Here is a 23,542-nt window from a genome sequence, read left to right as displayed (position 1 = left end):
GCCTCCTCCCCGGTCAGACGCGGAAAGCCCCAATCAGCTGTTTCAACTGCACCACCTGGGCCGACAGCTGGCGGCTGGCATCCTCGGTCTGGTGCGCGCCTTCGGCAGTGCGTTCACCGGCGCGATTGATCTCGACAATGTTCTGGTCAATGTCGTGGGCCACTGCCGTCTGCTGCTCTACGGCAGCGGCGATTTGCTGGTTCTGGTCGACGATCATGCCGACCGCACCCAGGATGTTTTCCAGGGCCTGCTGAACCTTTTCCGACTGGTCGACCGTGCCATTGGCCATGGCGTGACTGCTGCCCATGGCCTTGACCGCCGCGCCGACGCCGCCGTGGAGCTTGCCGATCATTTCCTCGATTTCTTCGGTGGATTGCTGAGTGCGCTTGGCCAGGGTCCGCACTTCATCGGCCACCACGGCAAAGCCCCTGCCTTGCTCGCCGGCGCGGGCGGCCTCGATGGCGGCATTCAGGGCCAGCAGGTTGGTCTGTTCGGCAATGCTCTTGATCACTTCCAGCACCCGGCTGATGGACTGGCTGTCGCTGGCCAACTGGTTGATCACCCGCACCGACTGATCGATCTCGCTGGCCAGGCGAGCAATGCTGTCTTGCTGGGACTCCACCAGCCCACGGCCGCTGATGGTTTCGTCGTTGACGCTGTGGGCACTGCTGACCGCAGCCGCCGCGCTACGGGCCACTTCCTGGGAGGTGGCGGACATCTGGTTCATGGCCGTGGCCACTTGTTCGATCTGGCTGCGCTGGCCGGCCACGGCCTGGTTGCTCTGGGCCGAGACGCTTTCCACCTGTCCGGCCTGGCGCTCCACCTCGCTGACGGTATGGCCGACCCGTTCGATCAGGTCGTGGATCTTGCGCACCGTGCCGTTGAACACACTGCCCAGTTCGCCCAGCTCATCACGGCTGTGGGCGGTGAAGGTGACGGTCATGTCCCCCGCCGCCACCTTGTCCATCATCGCTCCCAATTGGCGCAGGGTGGTGCGGGTGGAGGCATAGAAGCCGCCGTACAGATAAACGATGGAGAGAAACACCAGGGCCAGGGCCGCCACCAGCAGCACCATGTGGCTGCGGTTCTGCTCCAGGCGTTTTTGCAGCTCGACATCAAGGAACTTCAAGGTGCCTTCGTTGAGTTGATAGGTCTGCGCCATCAGGCTGCTGACCTGGTCGTAGAACCCCTGCCAGGGCGCGTCCAGGGTATCGGCCATCACCACCTGCTCTTCGAACAGTTCGCTGGCCTGCTTGAGGCTGCCTTTGCTGGCACTGGCCAGGCTGTCCAGGGCGTCGTGGGCGGCGCGGCTGGAGCCCAGGGCATCCTGCAGCTTGAGTCCGTACTCGGCCTGAAGCTTTTCGATCTGCACCAGCAGCTCGTCGAAGCGGGTGCTGGATGAAGAGTTGAGAAAACCCTGGCCCAGGGAATAGGCGCCCATGGCCCGACCTTCTCCCAGGGTCTGGGTGACTTGCGGGGTGACGCTGGTGATCAGCTCGCTGAGCTGGCGGATATCGCCCTGAGCATCGCGGCTCAGGCCCGACTGGCTGGCGATGATCTGGCTGAACAGTTGCGCGCTGCCCAGCAGCTTGCCGATCAGCCCGCTCTTGTTCAGCAGCGAGCTTTCCACCTGCTGGGCCTTGAAGGCCGCCACCAGCTCGTCGCGCTTGGCGTTGAACACCTCGACCTGCTGGGGATCGACGGTGACGGCCTCAAGAGCCTGCATGCGCTCGAGCACGGACTTTTCCAGGGCGACTATCTTGCCCTCCAGATCCCCTGCCTTGCCGGACTGACCAAGGCTGGCGTTGATCTGCACCAGGTTGTTGAGGGTCTCCAGGTCCCGGCGCAGGGCCAGGCTGCTGCCCAACAGGTCGAGACTTTGCAGTTCGACCCGGGTGCCCTGGAACTCCCGGTAGGAGTCGCGTACCAGATAGAAGTTGGTCACCAGCATGGGCACAAAGAACAGCACGCTGATCAGGCTGAACTTCATGCCGAAGCTCAGGCGGTTCATCAGCGCGACAGCGGGATAGAGCAAGCTCTTCACAAGGAAGTCTCCCTTTTCTTTTATTGTTATGGGCCGGCAGGCGAAGGCAGCAGAAAGCCACTATTCGGCGCTCCGTCTGTATAGCTCAATTTCGGGGGAGGTTTTGTAACTTAAAGTTAACCGCGCATGGGCGGTGGATCGGGGCGGTGGATCGAGCCCGTGGCCCGGGCTGGCGCAGCGAGCCAGACTGGCTCGCTGCGCCAGGGGCACAGATTCAGGCGAGAACGGTCCACAGGGCAAAACCGGCGTACCAGAGCACGGCCGCCCGCAGCTGCAGCTCCCAGATGCGGTCCAGGCTATTGATGCCTTCGGGCCCGGCCAAAGGGGGAGGAATCTCGGCGGCCACCAGGCCGACCTTCTCTACCAGTTGCGCGGCGCTGATGTGCCAGTTGAGCAACTCGTGGAGCATCACCCGGCTCACGGCCACGAAGTTGCCCACCAGGGCGAAGCTCGCCGCCAGCAGGCGCACCGGCAACCAGTCGAAGGCATGGCGCAACTGCGCCGCACGCTCCACCAGGGCGAGATTCTTGCCGTGCTCGGCAGCCAGCGCCAGCAGGCGATAGCTCAAGGCCGCCACCGGGCCCAGCAGGAAGTACCAGAAGATCACCACGAAGAAGCTCTGGAAGGCCTGCCACAGCAGATAGCCCTGGACCCGTTCCAGCAGTTGCTCGCCATTGTCGGCGTCAATGTTCAGGTCACGCTTGGCCACATGCACCGCCGCTTGCAGGTCTTCACGGCGCCAGGCATCGCGAAACGGCCCGAGGCCACCGAGCAGATCGCCCCGGCCCAGAGCGTAGATCACCACCAGCAGATGCACCGGCAGGGCCAACAGTCCATAGGTGACCGGCTCCAGCACCAGCAGCAAGAGACCGAGCAAAGCCACCGGCAGCAATACCAGCACCAGCAACAGGCACCATGGATGCCCCGCCAGACGCGGGCTGGCCTCCAACCGCGCCAACTCCTTCAGCCACCAACCGTCGCGCTGCACCCGCTGGCGCAAGGCCGAGAATTTCTCGATCCACACCGCCAGCAGCAACACCAGAAAACTCATTGTCCTTCTCCCTTCTCCAAGGCGGCACGATAACGTGCCCAGTCAAAAGCCTGGCCCGGGTCGGTCTTGCGCCCGGGAGCGATGTCGCTATGACCACAAATCCGTTGTGGCGTGATGGCGCAGAAAGCCGCCTGTAATTGTTTGGTCAGGGCACTCAGGGAACGGTACTGGGCGTCGGTGAAGGGCAATTCGTCAGTGCCCTCCAGTTCAATGCCCAGGGAAAAATCGTTGCACGTGTCCCGCCCCTCGAAGCTCGACACCCCGGCATGCCAGGCCCGATCCAGACAAGAGACAAACTGAGTGACCGCGCCGTCACGTTCGATCAGAAAATGCGCAGACACGCGCAAGTCGGCGATCCCGGCAAAATAGGGATGCTCTGTGACATCAAGGCGATTCTGGAAGAATTCCTGCACCTTGCCGGTGCCGAACTGCCCCGGCGGCAGACTGATGTTATGAATCACCAACAGGGAGATCTCGCCTGCCGGGCGTTCATTGAAATTGACTGACGGGCAGTGCCGTACGCCGTGACACCAACCCGTGGCAGGGTCCAGCCGCATACCGATTCCTTCAACTAAAGCCTTGAGTGGCCCAGTATGCCGCGTTACCCCCTCGGGTTGCGATCACTTGCCGTGATTGAGTCGCTGCAGATTGCCGATCACCGATTCCAGGGCCCGATCGAACAGCAAGGTATCGTCCAGCGCCCGCACCGCGCCGCGATGAAACTCCAGGGCCAGGCCCATGCGCGTGCGCTCCAGGACTTTCATTCCGGTGCGGTTGACGAATACGTACTTGGCCACGGGATGGGGAACAATCGCCGCCAGTTTGCAACGCAAGGTATTGTCCTCGTCCTCCTGAAACTCGACCCAGGCCCCCAAGCGCAGTTGCTCCACTTGCAACACACCGGGGTCATTGGCCGGCAGAGCCAGCGGAGCGGCCTCCAGGGGGCCTTCTTCGGCGCTGGGCAGGACGATCTCCTGGGCCACCACGATCAGATCGCTAGGCTCGGCCCCCAGGGGCACCACTCGCTGTTGCGGTGCCTGGGCTTCACGCTCGAATGCCTGCAGGTGCAGAAGCTCCAGCTGGCTGAAGAATTCGCTAGTGGCAAAAGGATCGAAAGCTGCGCTGCTCAAACCGTCTCGCAGGCCCTTGAGCAGTCCCGGCACCAGGGCCAGCAGGCGCATTGCGGTGTCCGGCTGCTCGTGGCGTTGCACACTCCAGATCAGCTCGCGCATGACGCCCTCAGCAGTGCGCCATTCGGCAGAGTCATCACCGTGCTTCAGGCAACAGAGCAACAGCACCTGGCTCCAGGCATCGCGAACAAAATCCACCACTGTGTGCGGCAGCACCTTGCCCAGCAGCGCTTCATTGAGTGCCTGTTCCACCCGCCGTCTCGCCAGCTCCGCCTTGGCCCGCCCCTCCTCGGCGTCTCGGGTGCGCTGCTCCAGCAACTCGGCACGACGTCGTTCGTCGGCGGTAAAGGCGAGAAAATCGGCCAGCAGCTCGGAAAAGATCGCCGGGTCGTCGGTGAATTCGCTCAGCAGGCGTTGCACCACTTGTTCGATTCGCAGATACAGGCTGTCGCGCTGATGGTCATCGCAGCCACCCCAGCCCATCGCTGCGGCAGCGATTTCATTGAGCAGGCGCCGCGCCGGGTGGTTGCCGCGACTGAAGAAACTCTTGTCCAGCACCGCCACCTTGAGCATGGGAATCTGCAGGCGGCCGATCAGCGCCTTGAGGGACTCCGGCAGGTTGCGATCGTCAAGAATGCACTCGAAGAGCATGGCGATCAGGTTGATCACATCCTCGTCGGCAACATCCACGACCCGGGACTTGCCGCTCTTGACGCTGACCCGGGTGAGCAGTTGTTCCAGCTGATTGCGCAGGTCGAAATCTTCCTGGGCACTGGGGGCCGGCACGTATTGCTGCAGATGGGACAGCAGGCGCATGAGGTCACGGGTCGAAATCGGTTGGGTTTCGGCGCTGGCCTCAAGGGTCGGGGCAACGCTGCCACGCACATGCAAAAGCAGTGTCTGCAAGGCCGCGAAGACTTCCTGCACGCTCTCGTCGAGCGGGCTCTGACCCGGTTTGTGCGCACCGCCATCGGCAGTGGCGGTCTGGGCTTCAGCCTGGGCTCGATCCGAGGCCCGGCGCGCCGGGGCCGGCATCAGCTCCGGCAGGATTCCAGTGGCGATCAACAGTTGGTTGGCTTCGCCATAGAGCAGTTCGGCATCACTGAGCACGTACCGCTCGAACAGCTTGAGGATGATCAACTTGACCTTGATCTCCACCCCCAAACTGCGTCCGGCCTGGAGGAAGTACTCACAGAGCAGCGCCGGAGCCAGAGGGTTTTCCGCATCCGCCAAGCGCCGGCCCAGCAGCACGCCCAGGCGCGCCGTCAGTTGCCCGAGGGCGAAGCCGTCCCGGTTGAGAACCTTGGCCACCATGGCATCCACGGCCACGGTCTTTTCCAGATCATCCCGGGAAGGGTCAAGAGAAGGGTCGTAAGCCACCGAATGGGGAATGACCAGGGCCGGGTCGTACTGCACCAGGCCAGCGAAGGCTTCGAAAAACTTTTCCAGAAAACCGCGTTCGATGCTTTTGCGCTTCAAGCGCAGGTCGCGCATGGCCTCAAACAGGGTGTTCTGCTCGACATTGTTCTGCGCCCGATCGGCCATTTCGAACAGCGTGTCGTCGGCGTTATCGAACAGTTCCTGTAAACCGTGACGCAGCTGCTGGGCGGCCTTGTCTCGAACCTGAAGCAGAATCACCGGCAGGCGGGCAAGCGGCGAAGCGGTCGCCTGATCTGTAGCCGCCTTGTGCAAAGGCACTACATTCCCGTCGTTGTGCATCCAAGCCTCCTGGAAAGGTGTTTCTTCGGTTCGAAATCAAGGTTCAGTCAAGCCGACGGCGCTCACAGTCGGCTCTCAGCGGAGGCAAATGCATTCCACTGCACTTTATTTAAGGGGGAGCCAAAGACACGTCAAAGCTATGACGTCAATTACAAGTCATATTATCTTGTAAAAGTCCCCTCTTGCGCCAGCGGACTCTGCCACCTATCCGGAAATAACCCTCAGGCAAACTAGAAAAATCACTCCTACTCATCAGACAAATCGACGAAAGACAGGTTCGTCAAAGACTCGCCGAGATTTGCCACCTTGGGTTCGCCGATCCCATGCCCCTATAATCGGCGCACTTAGTTTGTGGAGCCCGTTATGCCGAATCTACGCCTCGCCGACCTGACCGCCGAAATCGAAGCCAACGTGCGCCGCGCGTTGCTGGAGGACATCGGCAGCGGCGACATCACCGCGCAACTGATCCCGGCCGAACGCCTGGCCAAAGCCACCATCATCACTCGCGAAGCGGCGGTCGTCGCTGGTACAGCCTGGGTGGATGCGGTGTTCCGCCAACTGGACCCGCGGGTTGCCGTGCACTGGCAAGTGGCTGACGGCGAGCGGGTGGTACCCAACCAGGCGCTGTTCCACCTGGAAGGCCCGGCCCGCTCACTGCTCACCGGCGAACGCAGCGCTCTGAACTTCCTGCAACTGCTGTCCGGCGTGGCCACCCGCGCCCGTTATCTGGCCGACTTTGTCACCGATACCCAGGTCAAGCTGCTGGATACCCGCAAGACCCTTCCCGGCCTGCGCCTGGCACAGAAGTACGCGGTTACCTGCGGCGGCTGCCACAACCACCGTATCGGTCTGTATGACGCCTTCCTGATCAAGGAGAACCACATCGCCGCCTGTGGCGGCATCGCCCAGGCCATCAGCGCCGCCCACAAGATCGCCCCGGGCAAGCCGGTGGAAGTGGAAGTGGAAAGTCTTGGGGAGTTGAAGGAAGCCCTGGCAGCCGGTGCCGACATCATCATGCTCGATGAACTGAGCCTGGACGATATGCGCGAAGCTGTGCGTCTGAATGCCGGCAAGGCCAAGCTGGAAGCCAGCGGGGGAATCAACGAAAGCACCTTGCGCCCGATTGCCGAAACCGGGGTGGACTACATTTCCATCGGTGCCATGACCAAGGATGTGAAAGCCCTGGACCTGTCCATGCGGCTGAGCATCTGATCCATGAAAAACGCCAGCCTGATTAAGGCTGGCGTCGGGCTCAACTGTCGATCTCGTTGAGCTGCAGATAATCCTCAAGGTCCATGCCCAGCGCTTCAGCAACCTCCTGATGCACCTCCAGGCGCATAGCCTTCAGTTCCTCCGGTGTCTCGGCCACCAGATCGAGCACCAGTTCCCACGGCTCGATGCCGCGAGACTCTGCCTCGTCCTCAAACGCCCATTGCGCTTGCTGCTTCTGTTCTTCGGGGCTCAGGGCGCTGATTTCCTCTTGCAAGGAAGGCGTGGCAGCCAGGTACCGTTCAAGCGCTACGTCGATTCTTGCCTCTTTAGGAATCATCTCGTTCTCTCTGATCATGGGAATGGAAGATGGATCTGGATCGTTGGGATCTCTCTGCCGCAAAAAACCGTTACAACCGTCGATTTATCTGGCCTTCAGAACCATTCGGGATCATCTGAAAACAGCATGCTGGTACTCAGACAGCAACCGAATATAGGACCTTTGAGCGACGATTTATATGACCTGATGCACCGATGAGCGAGAAATCGGCGGATTTCCGGGCCGTCACCAGACACAGACTCGCCAGAAACCTCAGGAAACCAGGTTGATCAGCCGGCCGCTGTTCCTTTTCTCAAGCAAACGCCTGCCTTGCCCAGTTCGAAAAATCTTCTGAGATTTTCCAGGATGTCGTACTGCTGAACTGTCCCATCGCGGGCAATATTCATTTCAGCCCTGGTCACCCACAAGTGCCCGTCCTTGCTTTGATTAGGAATAACGGAGAGCACGATATTGAACTTTGTAGCCTCAGGAGGGGTCCCGGCTGACTTAGGTTCATAAAAATTGAAAGTCAGCTGGTTATCATCATTGGGCGAGACGCTTTGCGCACTGACAACAGGCAGTCCAGCCTTCGCAGCTGCTGGAAAATGAGCCGAGAACAACACGCTTCTGCCCCGCACTTCTTTGGTGATCTCCAGATAATATTGTTCAGCATCTTTCACATTCGCTGGAGTCGTGCACTCTTCGCCCTCCATTGCAAAATACTGCCCCTCAAACTCATACGTGGGGGCCTTCTCACAGGCTGCGAGGGACAGCGATACTGCGCTGATTAACGCCAACTTCCACTTCTTCACGCTGAACACTCCTTGATTTCAGGCCGTCATTATGGGCAAGGCCGTTCGCTGGCACCACTTGATTCATGAGCAGCATCAAGTACTTGCACAAGCAACCCAGTACGACTCCCTTCTCATTACGAAAGCATCGACTTTAAATAGCATCGGCCAAACTCTTAGAAGCACGATACGCACTAGCGAATATAGAAAAATGAAGTCTTAGTTCGGCTTACTATTTGCCTGCCATAAGAACCCTTAAAAACACACCATTCAACAATCAACCCCAGCAGCACCCGGCTCAATAGAACAGCAGCTCCTGAAACTTTCAGAACAAACTCTGGCAATTATCAATAATGAGTCATGAATACAACCGACGAACTCAACACCAGTTGAAGCTGGCTGCCGACCTTTCTTGGGGAGGTATCTTTCGAGGGCGCTCATTCAGCGCTAGAGGGACTTTGCTGGCGGGGCCAAACACTGGCAAACCGCCCCAAACTCGATATCTGGTGCCGGAGACAGGAATCGAACCTGCGACCTTCGCGTTACGAGTGCGCTGCTCTACCGACTGAGCTACACCGGCGTGGATTAAAACCTAGCACCGGCGCCCGAGGCCGGCAACCAGGAGCCTTTGCGCACATAGCAAAACGCCCCGAACCAGTCGGGGCGTTTGCTTGTTCAGCGTATGGCTAGGGGACGATTAAACGCCCGAAGCTTTGGCTGCTGCCACGTCTTTGATGGACAGCTTGATACGACCGCGGTTGTCCACGTCCAGTACCAGCACTTCCACTTCCTGACCTTCTTTCAGGATGTCGGTGACTTTCTCAACGCGAGCGTCGCTCAGCATGGAGATGTGCACCAGACCGTCCTTGCCCGGCAGGATGTTGACGAAGGCGCCGAAGTCGACGATGCGCTCGACCTTGCCGACGTAGATCTTGCCGATCTCGGCTTCCGCGGTGATGCCCAGAACGCGCTGACGCGCGGCCTCTGCAGCTTCCTTGGTTTCGCCGAAGATCTTGATCGAACCGTCGTCTTCGATGTCGATCGAAGCCTTGGTTTCTTCGCAGATCGCACGGATGGTGGCGCCACCTTTACCGATGACGTCACGGATCTTGTCGGTGTCGATCTTCATCGCGATCATGGTCGGTGCGTTGGCCGACAGCTCGGTACGGGACTGACCGATGATCTGGTTCATCTGACCGAGGATGTTCAGGCGAGCTTCCAGGGCTTGGCCCAGGGCGATCTCCATGATTTCTTCGGTGATGCCCTTGATCTTGATGTCCATCTGCAGCGCGGTGACGCCTTTGGCGGTACCGGCTACCTTGAAGTCCATGTCGCCCAGGTGGTCTTCGTCACCCAGGATGTCGGTCAGGACGGCGAACTTCTCGCCTTCTTTAACCAGGCCCATGGCGATACCGGCAACCGGCGCCTTCATCGGTACACCAGCGTCCATCAGCGCCAGGGAAGCACCGCACACGGAAGCCATGGAGCTGGAACCGTTGGATTCGGTGATTTCCGATACTACGCGGATGGTGTAGGGGAACACGTCAGCGGCTGGCAGCATGGCCTGGACCGAACGACGGGCCAGACGGCCGTGACCGATTTCACGACGACCAGCGCCGCCCATGCGACCACACTCGCCCACCGAGAACGGAGGGAAGTTGTAGTGCAGCATGAAGGGGTCTTTTTTCTCGCCTTCCAGGGTGTCCAGCAGCTGTGCGTCACGGGCAGTACCCAGGGTCGCAACCACCAGGGCCTGGGTTTCGCCACGGGTGAACAGGGCCGAACCGTGAGTCTTCGGCAGGACGCCGACTTCGATGTTCAGCGGACGTACAGTGCGAGTGTCGCGGCCGTCGATACGTGGCTTGCCGTTAACGATGTTTTCGCGAACGGTGCGGTATTCGATCTCGCCGAAAGCGGCTTTGACGTCGGCAGCCGAAGGCTGGCCTTCTTCACCGGAGAGCTTGGCGACCACTTGGTCTTTCAGCTCGCCCAGGCGCGCATAACGGTCGGCCTTGACGGTGATGGTGTAAGCCTGGGAGATGGCTTCGCCGAACTCGGCACGGATAGCGCCCAGCAGTTCGGTGGCTTCTGGGGCAGCAGCCCAGTCCCAAGTAGGCTTGGCAGCTTCGGCGGCCAGCTCTTTGACAGCCTTGATCACCGACTGGAATTCGTCGTGGGCGAACAGTACAGCGCCCAGCATCTGGTCTTCGGTCAGCTCTTTGGCTTCCGACTCAACCATCAGCACGGCTTCTTCGGTACCGGCCACAACCATGTCCAGGCTCGAAGCAGCCAGTTGTTCGTAGGTTGGGTTCAGCAGGTAGCCAGTGCTTTCATGGAAAGCCACGCGAGCGGCGCCGATCGGGCCGTCGAAAGGAATGCCGGAAATCGCCAGGGCAGCCGAGGTACCGATCATCGCAGCGATGTCCGGATCGGTCTTCTTGCTGGTGGAAACCACGGTGCAGACAACCTGCACTTCGTTCATGAAGCCTTCTGGGAACAGAGGGCGGATCGGACGGTCGATCAGACGCGAGGTCAGGGTTTCTTTCTCGGAAGGACGGCCTTCACGCTTGAAGAAACCGCCAGGGATCTTACCGGCAGCGTAAGTCTTTTCCTGGTAGTGAACAGACAGAGGGAAGAAGCCCTTGCCTGGGTCGGCTTGCTTGGCGCCAACCACGGTCACCAATACGCTGACGTCGTCGTCAACGGTGACCAATACTGCGCCGGAAGCTTGACGGGCGATACGGCCAGTCTCGAGGGTTACGGTCGACTGACCGAACTGGAATTTTTTGATTACCGGGTTCACGGTGTCCTACCTTCTTTGTGGCTCTTGGGGAAACTTGATTCTTGCGAAATTCTTGGGCAATGCGGGGAATCGGCCCAGCCTTTATTGTCCAGGTAAAACGGTGCAGCAGATAAAACTTGAGGCTGGGAGCCTGCCATACGCCGGCGGAAAAACCGCTGACGCATGGCAAACAACCAACCTCATAGCGCAATCGCTGATTAGCGACGCAGACCCAGACGACCGATCAGGGTGCTGTAACGGCTCAGGTCTTTGCCTTTCAGGTAGTCCAGCAGCTTACGACGCTGGTTTACCATGCGGATCAGGCCACGACGGGAGTGGTGGTCTTTACCGTTGGCTTTGAAGTGACCTTGCAGTTTGTTGATGTTGGCGGTCAGCAGTGCAACTTGCACTTCTGGCGAACCAGTGTCACCAACAGCTTGCTGGTAGTCGGTTACGATCTGAGCTTTTTCTTCAACGCTGAGTGCCATGTGGGCAATCCTTATATCAGGAAACTGTTCAAGAACAGTTTCAACAGGCCAGGGACAAATCCCTGTATCTATAAATGAGTAGTGACCGTGCCTGTTAACAGCCACCCTCGTCCGGTCATTCTGACCGAATCAGTCGACGCGGCGCGATGCGCCCGTCTTCGCTCACTTCACCGATACCGATGAAGCGACCGTTGTGATCCTGTACCCGCACCATGCCGAACTTCGGTGCATCCGGGGCACGTACCGGCTGGCCATTGAGCCAGTAGAACGCGCTGTGCTCCGAGAACTGCAGCAGTGGCCAATCCAGCAAGCCGCTGTCCGATGGCATCAGGAAGCGATCTACCGCTTCATTGCCGCCTTCGGCGTGCACGGCTTCAAGCTCTTCCAAGGTGACCGTCTGGGCCAAGCTGAAAGGTCCGGCCTGGGTCCGTCGCAGTTCTGCAACGTAAGCACCGCAGCCGAGCTTTTCACCAATATCTTCCACCAGGGTGCGGATATAGGTGCCTTTGCTGCAGTCCACCGCCAGGCGCGCAGTGTCGCCTTCAAAGGCGAGTAATTCCAAGCGCGCAATAGTAACAGAACGCGGTTCGCGCTCCACCACTTCCCCTGCACGAGCCAGTTTGTAGAGTGGCTGGCCATCACGCTTGAGGGCGGAGTACATCGGCGGTATCTGTTTGATTTCGCCGCGAAATTCCGGCAATACCGCTTCGATATCGGCACGACCAACGGTCACTTCGCGGGTCTGCAAAACTTCGCCTTCAGCATCCGCAGTGGTGGTGGTCTTGCCCAACTGCGCCAGGGTTTCGTAACCCTTGTCGGAATCGAGCAGGTATTGCGAGAACTTGGTGGCCTCGCCGAAGCACAGCGGCAGCACACCGGTGGCCAGGGGATCGAGGCTGCCGGTGTGACCGGCCTTCTCGGCATTGAGCAACCAGCGGACTTTCTGCAGCGCCGCGTTGGAGGTGAAGCCCAGCGGCTTGTCCAGAAGGATGATGCCGCTGACGTTACGACGGATACGCTTGACCTGAGCCACCGCTTACTCCTTGGCGTCTTCAGGGGCAGGCGCGTCGCCATGCTGGCTGTCTTCAGCCACGGCGCGCTCGATCAGAGCCGACAGGTGCGCCCCGCGGACCACGCTTTCGTCGTAATGGAAGTGCAGTTGCGGCACGCTGCGCAGCTTCATTTCCTTGGCCAGTTGCATGCGCAGGAAACCTGCCGCCGAGTTCAGCACCTTGATGCTCTGGGCGATCTCTTCGGCGTTTTCCTGGCCCATCACGGTGATGAAAATCTTCGCGTGACCGACATCGCGGCTGACTTCCACGGCGGTGATGGTCACCAGGCCGACGCGTGGATCCTTGACTTCGCGACGGATCAGTTGCGCCAGTTCGCGCTGCATCTGATCACCGATGCGTTGGGTACGGCTGTATTCTTTTGCCATGTCTTGTTACCTGTTACTGCCTCACGGTGAAACCCGTGTGGTCTGAAAGCGGCAAACGCCCGGCCTGGCAGGAGCCAGACCGGGCGTTGCGTTTAGAGGCCGCTGGCGGTGCCGTGCATGAACATGCTACGGGCCACCAAGGCTCTTGAAGTGCGCGAGTTAGAGGCTGCGAGCAACCTGGACCTTCTCGAAGACTTCGATCTTGTCACCGACTTTGACGTCGTTGTAGCTCTTCACGCCGATACCGCATTCCATGCCGGCACGCACTTCGGACGCGTCATCCTTGAAGCGGCGCAGGGATTCCAGCTCGCCTTCGAAGATAACGATGTCTTCACGCAGTACACGGATTGGACGGTTACGGTGCACGACACCTTCGATGACCATGCAACCGGCGATCGCGCCAAACTTCGGCGAGCGGAACACGTCGCGAACTTCGGCAACACCCAGGATGTTCTCCCGAACGTCGCTGCCCAACATACCGGTCAGGGCTTTCTTGACGTCTTCGATGATGTCGTAGATCACGTTGTAGTAACGCATATCCAGACCTTCCTGCTCGACGATCTTCCGGGCACCGGCATCGGCACGCACGTTGAAGCCGAACAGTACAGCGTTGGAGGCCAGTGCCAGGTTGGCGTCGCTCTCGGTGATACCACCGACGCCGCCGCCCACTACGCGCACTTGCACTTCGTCGTTGCCCAGGCCGTTCAGAGCGCCTTGCAGAGCTTCCAACGAACCACGGACGTCGGATTTGAGGACGATGTTGAGCGTCTTCTTCTCTTCCTGGCCCATGCTTTCGAAGATGTTTTCCAGCTTGCCGGCGTGAGCACGAGCCAGTTTGACTTCGCGGAACTTGCCTTGACGGAACAGAGCCACTTCACGGGCTTTCTTCTCGTCGGCCACTACGCTCATCTCGTCGCCAGCGTCCGGGGTACCGTCCAGGCCGAGGATCTCGACCGGGATGGAAGGTCCGGCTTCCTTGATGGGCTTGCCGTTCTCGTCGAGCATGGCGCGCACGCGGCCGTAGTTCGAGCCAACCAGCACCATGTCACCTTGACGCAGCGTACCGTCCTGAACCAGCACGGTGGCTACCGGGCCACGGCCCTTGTCGAGACGGGATTCAACCACGACGCCACGGCCAGGAGCCGAAGGAGTCGCCTTGAGTTCCAGTACTTCAGCCTGCAGCAGAACGGCTTCGAGCAGGTCGTCGACACCGGTACCCATTTTCGCGGAGACCGGTACGAACGGCGTATCGCCACCCCAATCTTCCGACGTCACGCCGTGAACCGAGAGCTCACTGCGGATACGGTCCAGATCAGCGCCTGGCTTATCGATCTTGTTCACCGCAACCACCAGCGGCACGCCGGCAGCTTGTGCGTGCTGAACGGCTTCAATGGTCTGCGGCATCACGCCGTCGTCCGCTGCAACCACCAGGATCACGATGTCGGTAGCCTTGGCACCACGGGCACGCATGGCGGTAAACGCGGCGTGACCTGGGGTGTCGAGGAAGGTGACCATGCCGCGCTCGGTTTCTACGTGGTAGGCACCGATGTGCTGGGTAATACCACCGGCTTCGCCCGCGGCCACTTTGGCGCGACGGATGTAGTCCAGCAACGAGGTCTTACCGTGGTCAACGTGGCCCATTACGGTCACGACCGGCGCACGAGCAACCGCTTCACCTTCGAACTTCAGGGACTCGGCCAGGGAATCTTCCAGGGCGGTGTCGCTGACCAGGGTCACTTTGTGGCCCAGTTCTTCAGCAACCAGCTGGGCAGTTTCCTGGTCCAGAACCTGGTTGATGGTGGCTGGAGTGCCCAGCTTGAACATGAACTTGATGACTTCGGCAGCCTTGACCGACATCTGCTGGGCCAGTTCGCCCACAGTGATGGTCTCGCCGATCTGCACGTCACGTACCACTGGCCCGGTTGGGCTCTGGAAACCGTGAGCGTTGCGCTTCTTCAGCTTGGCCTTGCCGCGACCACCACGACGGAAGCCATCGCTTTCTTCGTCGGTGGTACGTGGAGCAACGCGCGGCGCTGGCGCCTTTTCCTTGACCGAAGCACGATGAGGAGCGTTTTTGCGCTCGCCATCGCCGCTGCGACGGTTGTCGTCGTTGCGGGACTTGTCCGGACGGCGCTGCTCGTCTTTCTTGCGCTCGGCAACCGGCGCCGGAGCGGCCACTGGTGCTTCTTGCACAGCTTCGACCACAGGCGCAGGTGCAGGGGCTGCAGCAGCTTGCGCGGCAACAGGCTCGGCAACCGGAGCAGGCTGGCGACGCGCTTCTTCTTCGGCGCGACGCTTGGCTTCTTCTTCAGCCTTTTGACGAGCAGCATTTTCTACTGCGCGGCGTTCTTCCAGTTCGCGTTGACGCTCGGCTTCGATTTCTTCCGGGCTGCGCTGCACGAAGACTTTCTTCTTGCGCACTTCAACGCTGATGCTTTTGCTACCAGCAACACGCAGGGTGCTGGTGGTCTTGCGCTGCAAAGTGATCTTGCGTGGTTCTTCCACTTTCGCCTTGTGGCTGCTTTTCAGATGAGTCAGCAACGACTGCTTCTCACTGTCGCTCACATGTTCCTCGGCGGCGGTGTGCGGCAGACCTGCCTCACGCATCTGCTGCAGCAGGCGCTCTACCGGTGTTTTGACCTCATCGGCCAGTTGTTTCACCGTGACTTGCGTCATGCACTTCTCTCCTCAGGCCGCGCCTAATTACTCGAACCAGTGGGCTCGGGCGGCCATGATCAACTTGCCGGCACGATCATCGTCAATGCCGTCGATGTCGAGCAGGTCGTCAATAGACTGCTCGGCCAGGTCTTCGCGGGTAATTACGCCGCGCACCGCCAGTTCCATCGCCAAATCCTTGTCCATACCCTCAAGCGAGAGCAGGTCTTCGGCCGGATGGGCGTCTGCCAGCTTTTCCTCAGTAGCGATGGCTTTAGTCAACAAGCGATCCTTGGCCCGAGCGCGAAGCTCGTTGACGATATCTTCGTCAAAGCCGTCGATGTTGAGCATTTCTTCCAGCGGTACGTAGGCAATCTCTTCCAGGCTGGTGAAGCCTTCATCAACCAGAACCTGTGCCAGTTCTTCATCAACTTCCAGCTCGTCGATGAAGTTGCGCAGGATGTCGCCGGTTTCTGCTTGCTGCTTGGCCTGGATGTCCGATTCGGTCATCACGTTCAGGGTCCAGCCAGTCAATTGGCTGGCCAGACGCACGTTCTGACCACCGCGACCGATGGCCTGAGCCAGATTGTCTGCGCCAACGGCGATGTCCATGGCATGGGCATCTTCGTCAACGATAATTGCCGCGACCTCAGCCGGCGACATGGCATTGATCACGAACTGCGCCGGGTTCTCGTCCCACAGGACGATATCCACGCGCTCGCCGCCCAACTCACCGGATACGGCCTGGACGCGCGAACCGCGCATACCAATGCACGCGCCTTGTGGGTCGATGCGCTTGTCTTTGGAGCGGACTGCGATCTTGGCGCGCGAACCCGGATCACGGGAGGCGGCCATGACTTCGATCAGGCCTTCGGCAATTTCCGGCACTTCGATACGGAACAGCTCGATCAGCATTTCCGGTGCGGTACGCGACAGGATCAGCTGCGGGCCGCGGTTCTCGGTGCGGATTTCCTTGAGCAGCGCACGCAGGCGCACGCCAACCCGGAAAGTCTCACGGGAGATGATGTCTTCACGGGCCAGCAACGCTTCAGCGTTGTTACCCAGGTCAACGATCACGTTGTCACGTGTCACTTTTTTCACGGTGCCGGAGATGATTTCTCCCAGGCGCTCGCGATAGGCATCAACCACCTGTGCGCGCTCGGCTTCGCGAACTTTCTGCACAATGACCTGCTTGGCGGTCTGGGCAGCGATGCGGCCGAACTCGATGGATTCGATTTTCTCTTCGATCACATCACCGACTTTGGCGTCGGGATGGGTTTCACGAGCCTTGCTCAACCAGGTCTCGACCGCTGGATCATCCAGATCGGCTTCTTCAACCACCGTCCAGCGACGGAAAGTTTCATAGGAACCGGTGTGGCGATTGATTTCCACACGCAGGTCCACTTCGTCTTCAAAACGCTTTTTGGTAGCAGTGGCCAGGGCCAGCTCCAGCGCTTCAAAAATCACGCTTGCCGGTACACCCTTTTCATTGGATACCGACTCAACAACCAGCAGTACTTCTTTGCTCATCGTACGCCTCGCCTTTCGCAAGCCATTGGATCCGCGGGATCCGCGTCTCAGTCAAAACTGGGAATAATGTTGGCCTTGTCGATCATATCGATCGGCAACAGAAACTCGTGATCATCCACCTGCACCACGACGTCCTGCTCCTCCACCCCGCGGAGAAGGCCCTGAAAATTACGCCGACCTTCGAAAGGCGAGCGCAGCTTGATCTTCACTTGCTCACCGACATACTTGGCGAACTGTTCAAGGGTGAACAGTGGGCGTTCCATGCCAGGAGAGGAAACCTCAAGGGTGTATTCAACGGAAATTGGATCTTCTACGTCGAGAACACCGCTGATCTGACGGCTGACGATGGCGCAATCGTCCACCAGCACGCCGCCTTCTTTATCGATATAAACGCGCAACAATGAGTGGCGACCCTGAGCCGAAAACTCAATACCCCAGCATTCATAGCCAAGGGCCACGACCACCGGGGCCAACAAGGCCTGCAACTGTTCTAGCTTGCTCGACACCTGAACCCCCTCGTGCATGCTTGTGCAAATAAAAAATGGGCGAAGCGCCCATCCCGGAAACGCCGTTGAATAGCGGCGTTATAAAGTGTCCAGCTAACAAAAAGCCCCTGAAAAGGGGCTCCGCTAAAACTGGTTGCGGGGGCCGGATTTGAACCGACGACCTTCGGGTTATGAGCCCGACGAGCTACCAGACTGCTCCACCCCGCGACAAAGCTGGGGCGGAAGTATACGACTGATCCCTTTTTGGGTCAATGTAACCTTCCACCTACAAGAAAGCCCGCAACCGCGGGCTCTCCTGACAATTGGTACCGAGAAGGGGACTCGAACCCCTACACCCTATGGGCACAACCACCTCAAGGTTGCGTGTCTACCAATTCCACCACCTCGGCATAGACTACGTTACTGCGTGAAACTCTTCTTACTTCTGCTCTGGAGCTGGAGGTACGTCAGTCGCACTATTGGCCGACTTTTGCTCTTGGAGCACCGGGACATCATCAGAAGCCGGTTTTTGCTTTGGTACTTCAAGTACTGCTGGATCTGGCAAACCTACTTGAGTCAGCTGATGAGCTTTCTCTTTAGCAAAGTAACCTAACCCCAAGCTGGTTATGAAGAAACCGGCGGCAAGTATAGCAGTAAACTTACTAAGAAAGGTAGAGGAACCTTGGCTTCCGAACACAGTATTTGAAGCACCTGCACCGAAAGACGCGCCAGCATCCGCACCTTTACCCTGCTGCAGCAAAACCAGAGCAACTACGCCCAGGGCACCCAGCAGATGAAAAACGACTACGACTGTTTCCAGCATTTTTTCAGTTTCCCGCGGCGCGACAGATCGCACCGAACTCATCTGCATTCAGGGAAGCTCCACCAATGAGCCCCCCATCGATATCCGGCATGCCGAACAGTTCGACCGCATTGGCCGCCTTCACGCTGCCGCCGTATAGAAGCCGCACTCCTCGTGCAACTTCAGAATTCTCTGCCGCCAACTGCGCGCGAATGGCTGCGTGCACATCCTGCGCCTGTTGCGGTGTTGCAGTCAGCCCGGTACCAATGGCCCAGACCGGCTCGTAAGCGATAACAGCACTGGCGAATGCGCCAACACCCAACTCTTCAATGATGCTGCCCAGCTGACGCCCGACAACTTCCAGAGTCTTCCCCGCCTCGCGCTGCTCGAGGGTCTCCCCCACACACAGAATCGGCTTCAGACCACAAGCCTGTGCTGCCGCGAACTTGCGGTTAAGCGTCGCGTCCCGCTCGCCCATTATCATGCGGCGCTCAGAGTGCCCAACCAGCACCAAGGAACAACCTGCGTCCACCAATTGACTTGGGGCGATTTCGCCCGTCAACGCACCTTGCATGGATTCCACCGCAGAGTTCTGCGCGCCGACCTGAATCGACTTGCCTTTCAAGCCATCAATCACTTGATTGATATACAAGCAAGGCGGGAATACCGCGACATCAACACCGCTTGGCAAGGCCAGATGACGAAGGCCGTTGATCAGCTCAGCGACGCTGGCGCGGGTACCGTGCATCTTCCAGTTACCAGCTACCATAGGGCGACGCATGCTGTACCTCGTCGGTCAAAGTGGGCGCAGATGTTACCCAACCAAAACAACACTGGCAAGCCGAAATCAGGCAGAAACTTCAGCAACCAGTTTTGCCAGCTCATCAGCATAAGCGCGAACCTGTGCTTCATCGTCACCTTCGACCATGACACGCACCAGCGGCTCAGTACCGGACTTGCGCAGCAGAACCCGACCACGCCCCGCCATAGCAGTCGTAACGCGCTCGCAAGCCTCTTTCACAGCAGGATGCTCAACCGGGCTCTCGCCACCACCAAAACGGACATTGACCAGCACTTGAGGGCATTTGCGCAGCCCTTGGCGTGATTGCGCCAGACTTTCACCACGCGCCTTGAGCGCCATCAGCACCTGTAGCGCAGCGATGATCGCATCACCGGTGGTCGCGTGGCGGAAGCACACGATATGGCCGGAATTCTCTCCACCCACCAACCAGTTGCGCTCAAGCAGCTCAGCAATCACATAACGATCACCTACATTGGCCCGGACAAAAGGAATACCCAGATCTGCCAGAGCCAGCTCCAGCCCCAGATTGCTCATAAGCGTCCCGACTACACCGCCTTGCAACTTGTCACGCTCATGCAGGTCCCGGGCGATGATGAACAGCAGCTCATCACCGTCAACAATTGCACCGGTCTGGTCGACCATCAGCACCCGGTCACCGTCGCCATCAAAGGCAATACCCAGATCCGCGTGCTCAGCCAGGACCGCCGCCTGCAATTGCGACATATGAGTCGAACCGCAGTTCTCGTTGATGTTCAAGCCATTAGGCTGCGCAGATAGAACCGTGACTTGCGCACCCAACTCGCGGAATACACTCGGCGCGACCTTGTAGGTGGCGCCATGAGCGCAGTCCAGGACGATCTTCAAGCCTGCAAAACTGGTGCTCGATGGCACGCTGCTCTTGCAGAACTCGATATAGCGTCCCGATGCATCGTTGATCCGCGACACCTTGCCGAGCTTGCTCGACTCCACCACGGTCATGGGCGCATCCAGTAACTCCTCGATCATCAACTCCACCTCGTCAGGCAACTTGGTGCCCTCACCCGAGAAGAACTTGATGCCGTTGTCATCATGGGGATTGTGCGAAGCACTGATGACAATCCCGGCCTCCGCATGGAAGGTGCGCGTCAGATAGGCGATAGCCGGAGTTGGCATCGGCCCCAACAGCATGACATCTGCACCGGCAGCAGATAGCCCTGCCTCGAGAGCCGATTCGAACATGTACCCAGAGATACGCGTGTCCTTACCTACCAGCACACGGCAAGCCCCCATGCTGCGGAAAGCCATGCCCGCCGCCCAGCCGAGCTTGAGCATGAAGTCTGGAGTAATAGGGTATTCGCCCACACGACCACGAATGCCGTCGGTGCCAAAATATTTCTTAGTCATAAGTACTCCATCGTTCTTATTCAGCGGATTCCACTGCCGCAATCATTCGCACCACATCCACCGTTTCGGCGACATCATGGACGCGGATAATCTTCGCGCCCTTGGTCACCGCCAGTGCCGCCAGTGCCAGGCTACCGTGCAATCGCTCGGCTACAGGCCGATTCAGGGACTGGCCAATCATGCTTTTGCGCGACACCCCGACGAGCAGGGGACGCCCAAGGGCATGCAAGGCCTCCATATGCTTGAACAGACTCAAGTTGTGCTGCAGGGTCTTGGCAAAACCAAAGCCCGGGTCAAGAACAATCCGCCCAGCCTCGATTCCCACCGACGCACACGCCGCCATCCGCTCAACCAAAAACTCACTCACTTCCCGAGTGACATCCTGGTAATGCGGGTTGTCTTGCATATCGCCAGGCTCACCGAGCATATGCATCAGGCATACAGGCAAACCAGTAGCGGCCGCCGCATCCAGAGCACCATCACGGCGCAGTGCGCGCACATCATTGATCAACCCCGCTCCCAGGCGAGCAGTTTCACGCATGACGGCCGGCGTCGAGGTATCAACGGAAATAACCACATCCAGCTCGCGATTAATTCGCTCCACGACCGGAGCCACACGCTCCAACTCTTCCAGGGGCGATACCGCACGAGCACCCGGCCGCGTCGACTCGCCACCGATATCGATCAGCGTAGCACCAGCAAGAACCATGGCCTCGGCATGCCGCAAGGCGACATCCAGTTGACTGAAGCGACCGCCATCGGAGAAGGAATCGGGGGTTACATTGAGAATGCCCATGACATGCGCACGGGCCAAATCAAGAACCCGGTTGCCGCAAGGCAACCGGGTGGAGGAAGGAACAGAAGTCATTTAAAACCTTAGTGGTCGGCAGCAGGGCCGCCGATGGGTGTTTCCGGACGTTCGTTTTGCACTACTGGAGGAGTAGTACCCGAACCGCCCTCCCAATCACGAGGTTCACGCGGAGTACGCCCAGCCATGATGTCGTCAATCTGATCAGCATCGATGGTTTCGTACTTCATCAAGGCATCTGCCATGGCGTCCAGTTTGTCGCGGTTATCAGTGAGGATCTGCTTGGCGGTGCCATAGCACTGATCAATGATGCTGCGCACTTCGGAGTCGATCAGTTTCGCTGTTTCAGCGGACAAACTGGCATGCTGACTGCCTGCACTGCGACCCAGGAACACTTCGCCCTCTTCTTCCGCATACATCAGCGGGCCGAGTTTTTCGGAGAGCCCCCACTTGGTGACCATGTTCCGAGCAATCTGGCTGGCGCGCATGATGTCGTTGGATGCACCGGTGGTCACACCGTCAAAACCCAGCGTCATCTCTTCTGCAATACGACCGCCATAGAGCGAGCAGATCTGGCTGATCAGGGCTCGCTTGGACAGGCTGTAGCGATCCTCTTCCGGCAAGAACATGGTGACGCCCAATGCCCGACCGCGAGGAATGATCGAGACTTTGTAGACTGGGTCATGCTCAGGCACAACTCGACCAACAATGGCGTGGCCAGCTTCGTGATAAGCGGTGTTCTGCTTCTCTTTCTCGGACATGACCATGGATTTGCGCTCTGCGCCCATCATGATCTTGTCCTTGGCCAGTTCAAATTCCTTCATTTCGACAATGCGCTTACCGGTACGAGCCGCGAACAGCGAGGCCTCGTTCACCAGGTTTGCCAAGTCGGCACCGGAGAAGCCCGGCGTACCACGCGCAATCACCGCCGGAGCAACATCTTCGCCCATTGGCACTTTGCGCATGTGGACCTTGAGAATCTGCTCACGGCCGCGAATATCCGGCAGACCAACCACCACCTGGCGGTCGAAACGACCGGGCCGCAGCAGCGCTGGGTCAAGCACGTCAGGACGGTTGGTGGCGGCGATAACAATGATGCCGTCGTTCATTTCAAAGCCGTCCATCTCAACCAGCAATTGGTTGAGGGTCTGCTCACGCTCATCATGACCGCCGCCCATGCCGGCACCACGGTGACGACCGACAGCGTCGATCTCATCGATGAAAATGATGCATGGAGCATGTTTCTTGGCCTGTTCGAACATGTCGCGAACACGGCTGGCACCAACACCAACGAACATCTCGACGAAATCGGAACCGGAGATAGTGAAGAACGGTACCTTGGCTTCGCCCGCAATGGCCTTGGCCAGCAAGGTCTTACCGGTGCCCGGTGGCCCCACCATCAGCACGCCGCGAGGAATACGGCCCCCCAGGCGCTGGAACTTGCCTGGATCACGCAGGAATTCAACCAGCTCGCCAACTTCCTCTTTGGCCTCGTCACAACCAGCAACGTCAGCCAGCGTGGTTTTCACCTGATCTTCAGAGAGCAAACGCGCCTTGCTCTTGCCAAAGCTCATCGGCCCGCCCTTGCCACCTGCGCCACCCTGCATTTGCCGCATGAAGAACATGAAGACGGCAATGATCACCAGGATCGGGAAACTGGCTACCAGCAGTTGGGTCCAGATACTTTGTTGCTCGGGCTGCTTGCCCTCGACCACGACATGGTTGTCCACCAAATCGCCGATCAGACCATTGTCCTGAATGGCAGGACGGATGGTTTTGAAGGTATCGCCATCGCTGCGCTTGCCGGTAATAACGTAGCCATCAACAGCTACGCGCTCGACCTTGCCATCCTTAACTTGCTGGATGAAGTCGGAGTAGTTGAGGGTTTGCGGCTCGTTAGGGCTGGAGAAGTTGTTCATCACCGTCACAAGGACGGCAGCGATGATCAACCAAAGGATCAGATTCTTTGCCATGTCGTTCAATTAACTACCCTCTGAAGCAAGCGCCGCTACTGGCGCGCGCTTCGCATGATATTCACCGGCCTAACTTACTACATTACCTACAGCTCTGGCAGGCGCTGTCTGTAACCCTATGTGAAACTTAGAC

The 23,542-nt window shown here is 58.9% G+C and carries 18 protein-coding genes, 3 tRNA genes and 2 pseudogenes; 1 reads left to right on the top strand and 22 read right to left on the bottom strand.

All coding sequences use genetic code 11. From position 1 onward, the window contains the following. Window positions 1–13 precede the first annotated feature (13 nt). The 5 genes and pseudogenes from KHO49_RS31485 to KHO49_RS05275 all read right to left on the bottom strand — a co-directional run. A pseudogene (locus KHO49_RS31485) lies at window positions 14–529 on the bottom strand (methyl-accepting chemotaxis protein); the annotation flags it as partial. Window positions 530–871: 342 nt separating this feature from the next. Beyond that, window positions 872–1,075, bottom strand: a pseudogene (locus KHO49_RS31480) (HAMP domain-containing protein); the annotation flags it as partial. Window positions 1,076–2,258: 1,183 nt separating this feature from the next. Continuing rightward, the gene (gene ampE / locus KHO49_RS05285) at window positions 2,259–3,095 is read right to left on the bottom strand and encodes a regulatory signaling modulator protein AmpE (protein ID WP_213664723.1); all 837 of its coding nucleotides are present in this window, start codon (window positions 3,093–3,095) and stop codon (window positions 2,259–2,261) included. Further along, on the bottom strand, window positions 3,092–3,652 hold the full coding sequence (gene ampD / locus KHO49_RS05280; protein ID WP_102861093.1) for a 1,6-anhydro-N-acetylmuramyl-L-alanine amidase AmpD: 561 nt from the start codon (window positions 3,650–3,652) through the stop codon (window positions 3,092–3,094). The genes ampE and ampD overlap by 4 nt, the downstream gene beginning before the upstream one ends. A 63-nt stretch (window positions 3,653–3,715) precedes the next feature. Continuing rightward, window positions 3,716–5,944 carry a DUF1631 domain-containing protein gene (locus tag KHO49_RS05275; RefSeq protein WP_213664722.1) on the bottom strand — a complete coding sequence of 743 codons (2,229 nt, stop codon included), beginning with the start codon at window positions 5,942–5,944 and terminating at the stop codon, window positions 3,716–3,718. Window positions 5,945–6,307: 363 nt separating this feature from the next. Here KHO49_RS05275 and nadC point away from each other — a divergent pair, with 363 nt between their 5' ends. After that, window positions 6,308–7,156, top strand: coding sequence for a carboxylating nicotinate-nucleotide diphosphorylase (gene nadC, locus KHO49_RS05270; RefSeq protein WP_102861091.1), 849 nt, complete (start codon window positions 6,308–6,310; stop codon window positions 7,154–7,156). Window positions 7,157–7,196: 40 nt separating this feature from the next. Here nadC and KHO49_RS05265 read toward each other — a convergent pair whose 3' ends face one another. The 17 genes from KHO49_RS05265 to ftsH form a co-directional block, all read right to left on the bottom strand. Next, window positions 7,197–7,493, bottom strand: coding sequence for a DUF6388 family protein (locus tag KHO49_RS05265; protein WP_047283892.1), 297 nt, complete (start codon window positions 7,491–7,493; stop codon window positions 7,197–7,199). A gap of 269 nt (window positions 7,494–7,762) precedes the next feature. Continuing rightward, complete coding sequence (locus KHO49_RS05260; RefSeq protein WP_102878333.1) at window positions 7,763–8,284, bottom strand: hypothetical protein; 522 nt, start codon at window positions 8,282–8,284, stop codon at window positions 7,763–7,765. A 483-nt stretch (window positions 8,285–8,767) separates the two neighbouring features. Next, window positions 8,768–8,843, bottom strand: a tRNA-Thr gene (locus KHO49_RS05255). A gap of 117 nt (window positions 8,844–8,960) precedes the next feature. Continuing rightward, window positions 8,961–11,066, bottom strand: a complete 2,106-nt coding sequence (gene pnp, locus KHO49_RS05250; RefSeq protein WP_041115943.1) for a polyribonucleotide nucleotidyltransferase — start codon at window positions 11,064–11,066, stop codon at window positions 8,961–8,963. Between the two features lie 197 nt (window positions 11,067–11,263). Continuing rightward, window positions 11,264–11,533, bottom strand: coding sequence for a 30S ribosomal protein S15 (gene rpsO, locus KHO49_RS05245; RefSeq protein ID WP_011059205.1), 270 nt, complete (start codon window positions 11,531–11,533; stop codon window positions 11,264–11,266). Between the two features lie 115 nt (window positions 11,534–11,648). Further along, window positions 11,649–12,566, bottom strand: coding sequence for a tRNA pseudouridine(55) synthase TruB (truB, locus tag KHO49_RS05240; RefSeq protein WP_011059204.1), 918 nt, complete (start codon window positions 12,564–12,566; stop codon window positions 11,649–11,651). A gap of 3 nt (window positions 12,567–12,569) precedes the next feature. After that, window positions 12,570–12,971, bottom strand: a complete 402-nt coding sequence (gene rbfA / locus KHO49_RS05235; RefSeq protein ID WP_213664721.1) for a 30S ribosome-binding factor RbfA — start codon at window positions 12,969–12,971, stop codon at window positions 12,570–12,572. A gap of 159 nt (window positions 12,972–13,130) precedes the next feature. Then, a complete protein-coding gene (gene infB / locus KHO49_RS05230) occupies window positions 13,131–15,647 on the bottom strand; it encodes a translation initiation factor IF-2 (protein WP_102878332.1) in 2,517 nt (838 codons plus the stop codon). 27 nt (window positions 15,648–15,674) lie between these two features. Further along, complete coding sequence (nusA, locus tag KHO49_RS05225; RefSeq protein WP_011059201.1) at window positions 15,675–17,156, bottom strand: transcription termination factor NusA; 1,482 nt, start codon at window positions 17,154–17,156, stop codon at window positions 15,675–15,677. 47 nt (window positions 17,157–17,203) lie between these two features. Continuing rightward, entirely contained in the window at window positions 17,204–17,662 is a 459-nt protein-coding gene (rimP, locus tag KHO49_RS05220; protein WP_041120545.1) for a ribosome maturation factor RimP, read from the bottom strand. Window positions 17,663–17,792: 130 nt separating this feature from the next. Then, window positions 17,793–17,869 (bottom strand) — tRNA-Met (locus KHO49_RS05215). 96 nt (window positions 17,870–17,965) lie between these two features. After that, a tRNA-Leu gene (locus KHO49_RS05210) sits at window positions 17,966–18,051 on the bottom strand. A gap of 29 nt (window positions 18,052–18,080) precedes the next feature. Then, window positions 18,081–18,464 carry a preprotein translocase subunit SecG gene (gene secG, locus KHO49_RS05205; RefSeq protein ID WP_015634120.1) on the bottom strand — a complete coding sequence of 128 codons (384 nt, stop codon included), beginning with the start codon at window positions 18,462–18,464 and terminating at the stop codon, window positions 18,081–18,083. Between the two features lie 4 nt (window positions 18,465–18,468). Continuing rightward, window positions 18,469–19,224, bottom strand: a complete 756-nt coding sequence (gene tpiA, locus KHO49_RS05200; protein ID WP_102861086.1) for a triose-phosphate isomerase — start codon at window positions 19,222–19,224, stop codon at window positions 18,469–18,471. Between the two features lie 66 nt (window positions 19,225–19,290). Continuing rightward, window positions 19,291–20,628 carry a phosphoglucosamine mutase gene (gene glmM, locus KHO49_RS05195; protein WP_102861085.1) on the bottom strand — a complete coding sequence of 446 codons (1,338 nt, stop codon included), beginning with the start codon at window positions 20,626–20,628 and terminating at the stop codon, window positions 19,291–19,293. A 16-nt stretch (window positions 20,629–20,644) separates the two neighbouring features. Then, complete coding sequence (folP, locus tag KHO49_RS05190) at window positions 20,645–21,496, bottom strand: dihydropteroate synthase (protein WP_110653077.1); 852 nt, start codon at window positions 21,494–21,496, stop codon at window positions 20,645–20,647. 8 nt (window positions 21,497–21,504) lie between these two features. Continuing rightward, the gene (gene ftsH, locus KHO49_RS05185) at window positions 21,505–23,409 is read right to left on the bottom strand and encodes an ATP-dependent zinc metalloprotease FtsH (protein WP_102861083.1); all 1,905 of its coding nucleotides are present in this window, start codon (window positions 23,407–23,409) and stop codon (window positions 21,505–21,507) included. Window positions 23,410–23,542 lie beyond the last annotated feature (133 nt).

This window comes from Pseudomonas sp. RC4D1, assembly GCF_018390395.1.
Lineage (GTDB): Bacteria > Pseudomonadota > Gammaproteobacteria > Pseudomonadales > Pseudomonadaceae > Aquipseudomonas > Aquipseudomonas danubii.
The sequence above is the reverse complement of the archived record's forward strand: the minus strand, read 5'-3'. Positions and strand labels throughout refer to the sequence as shown.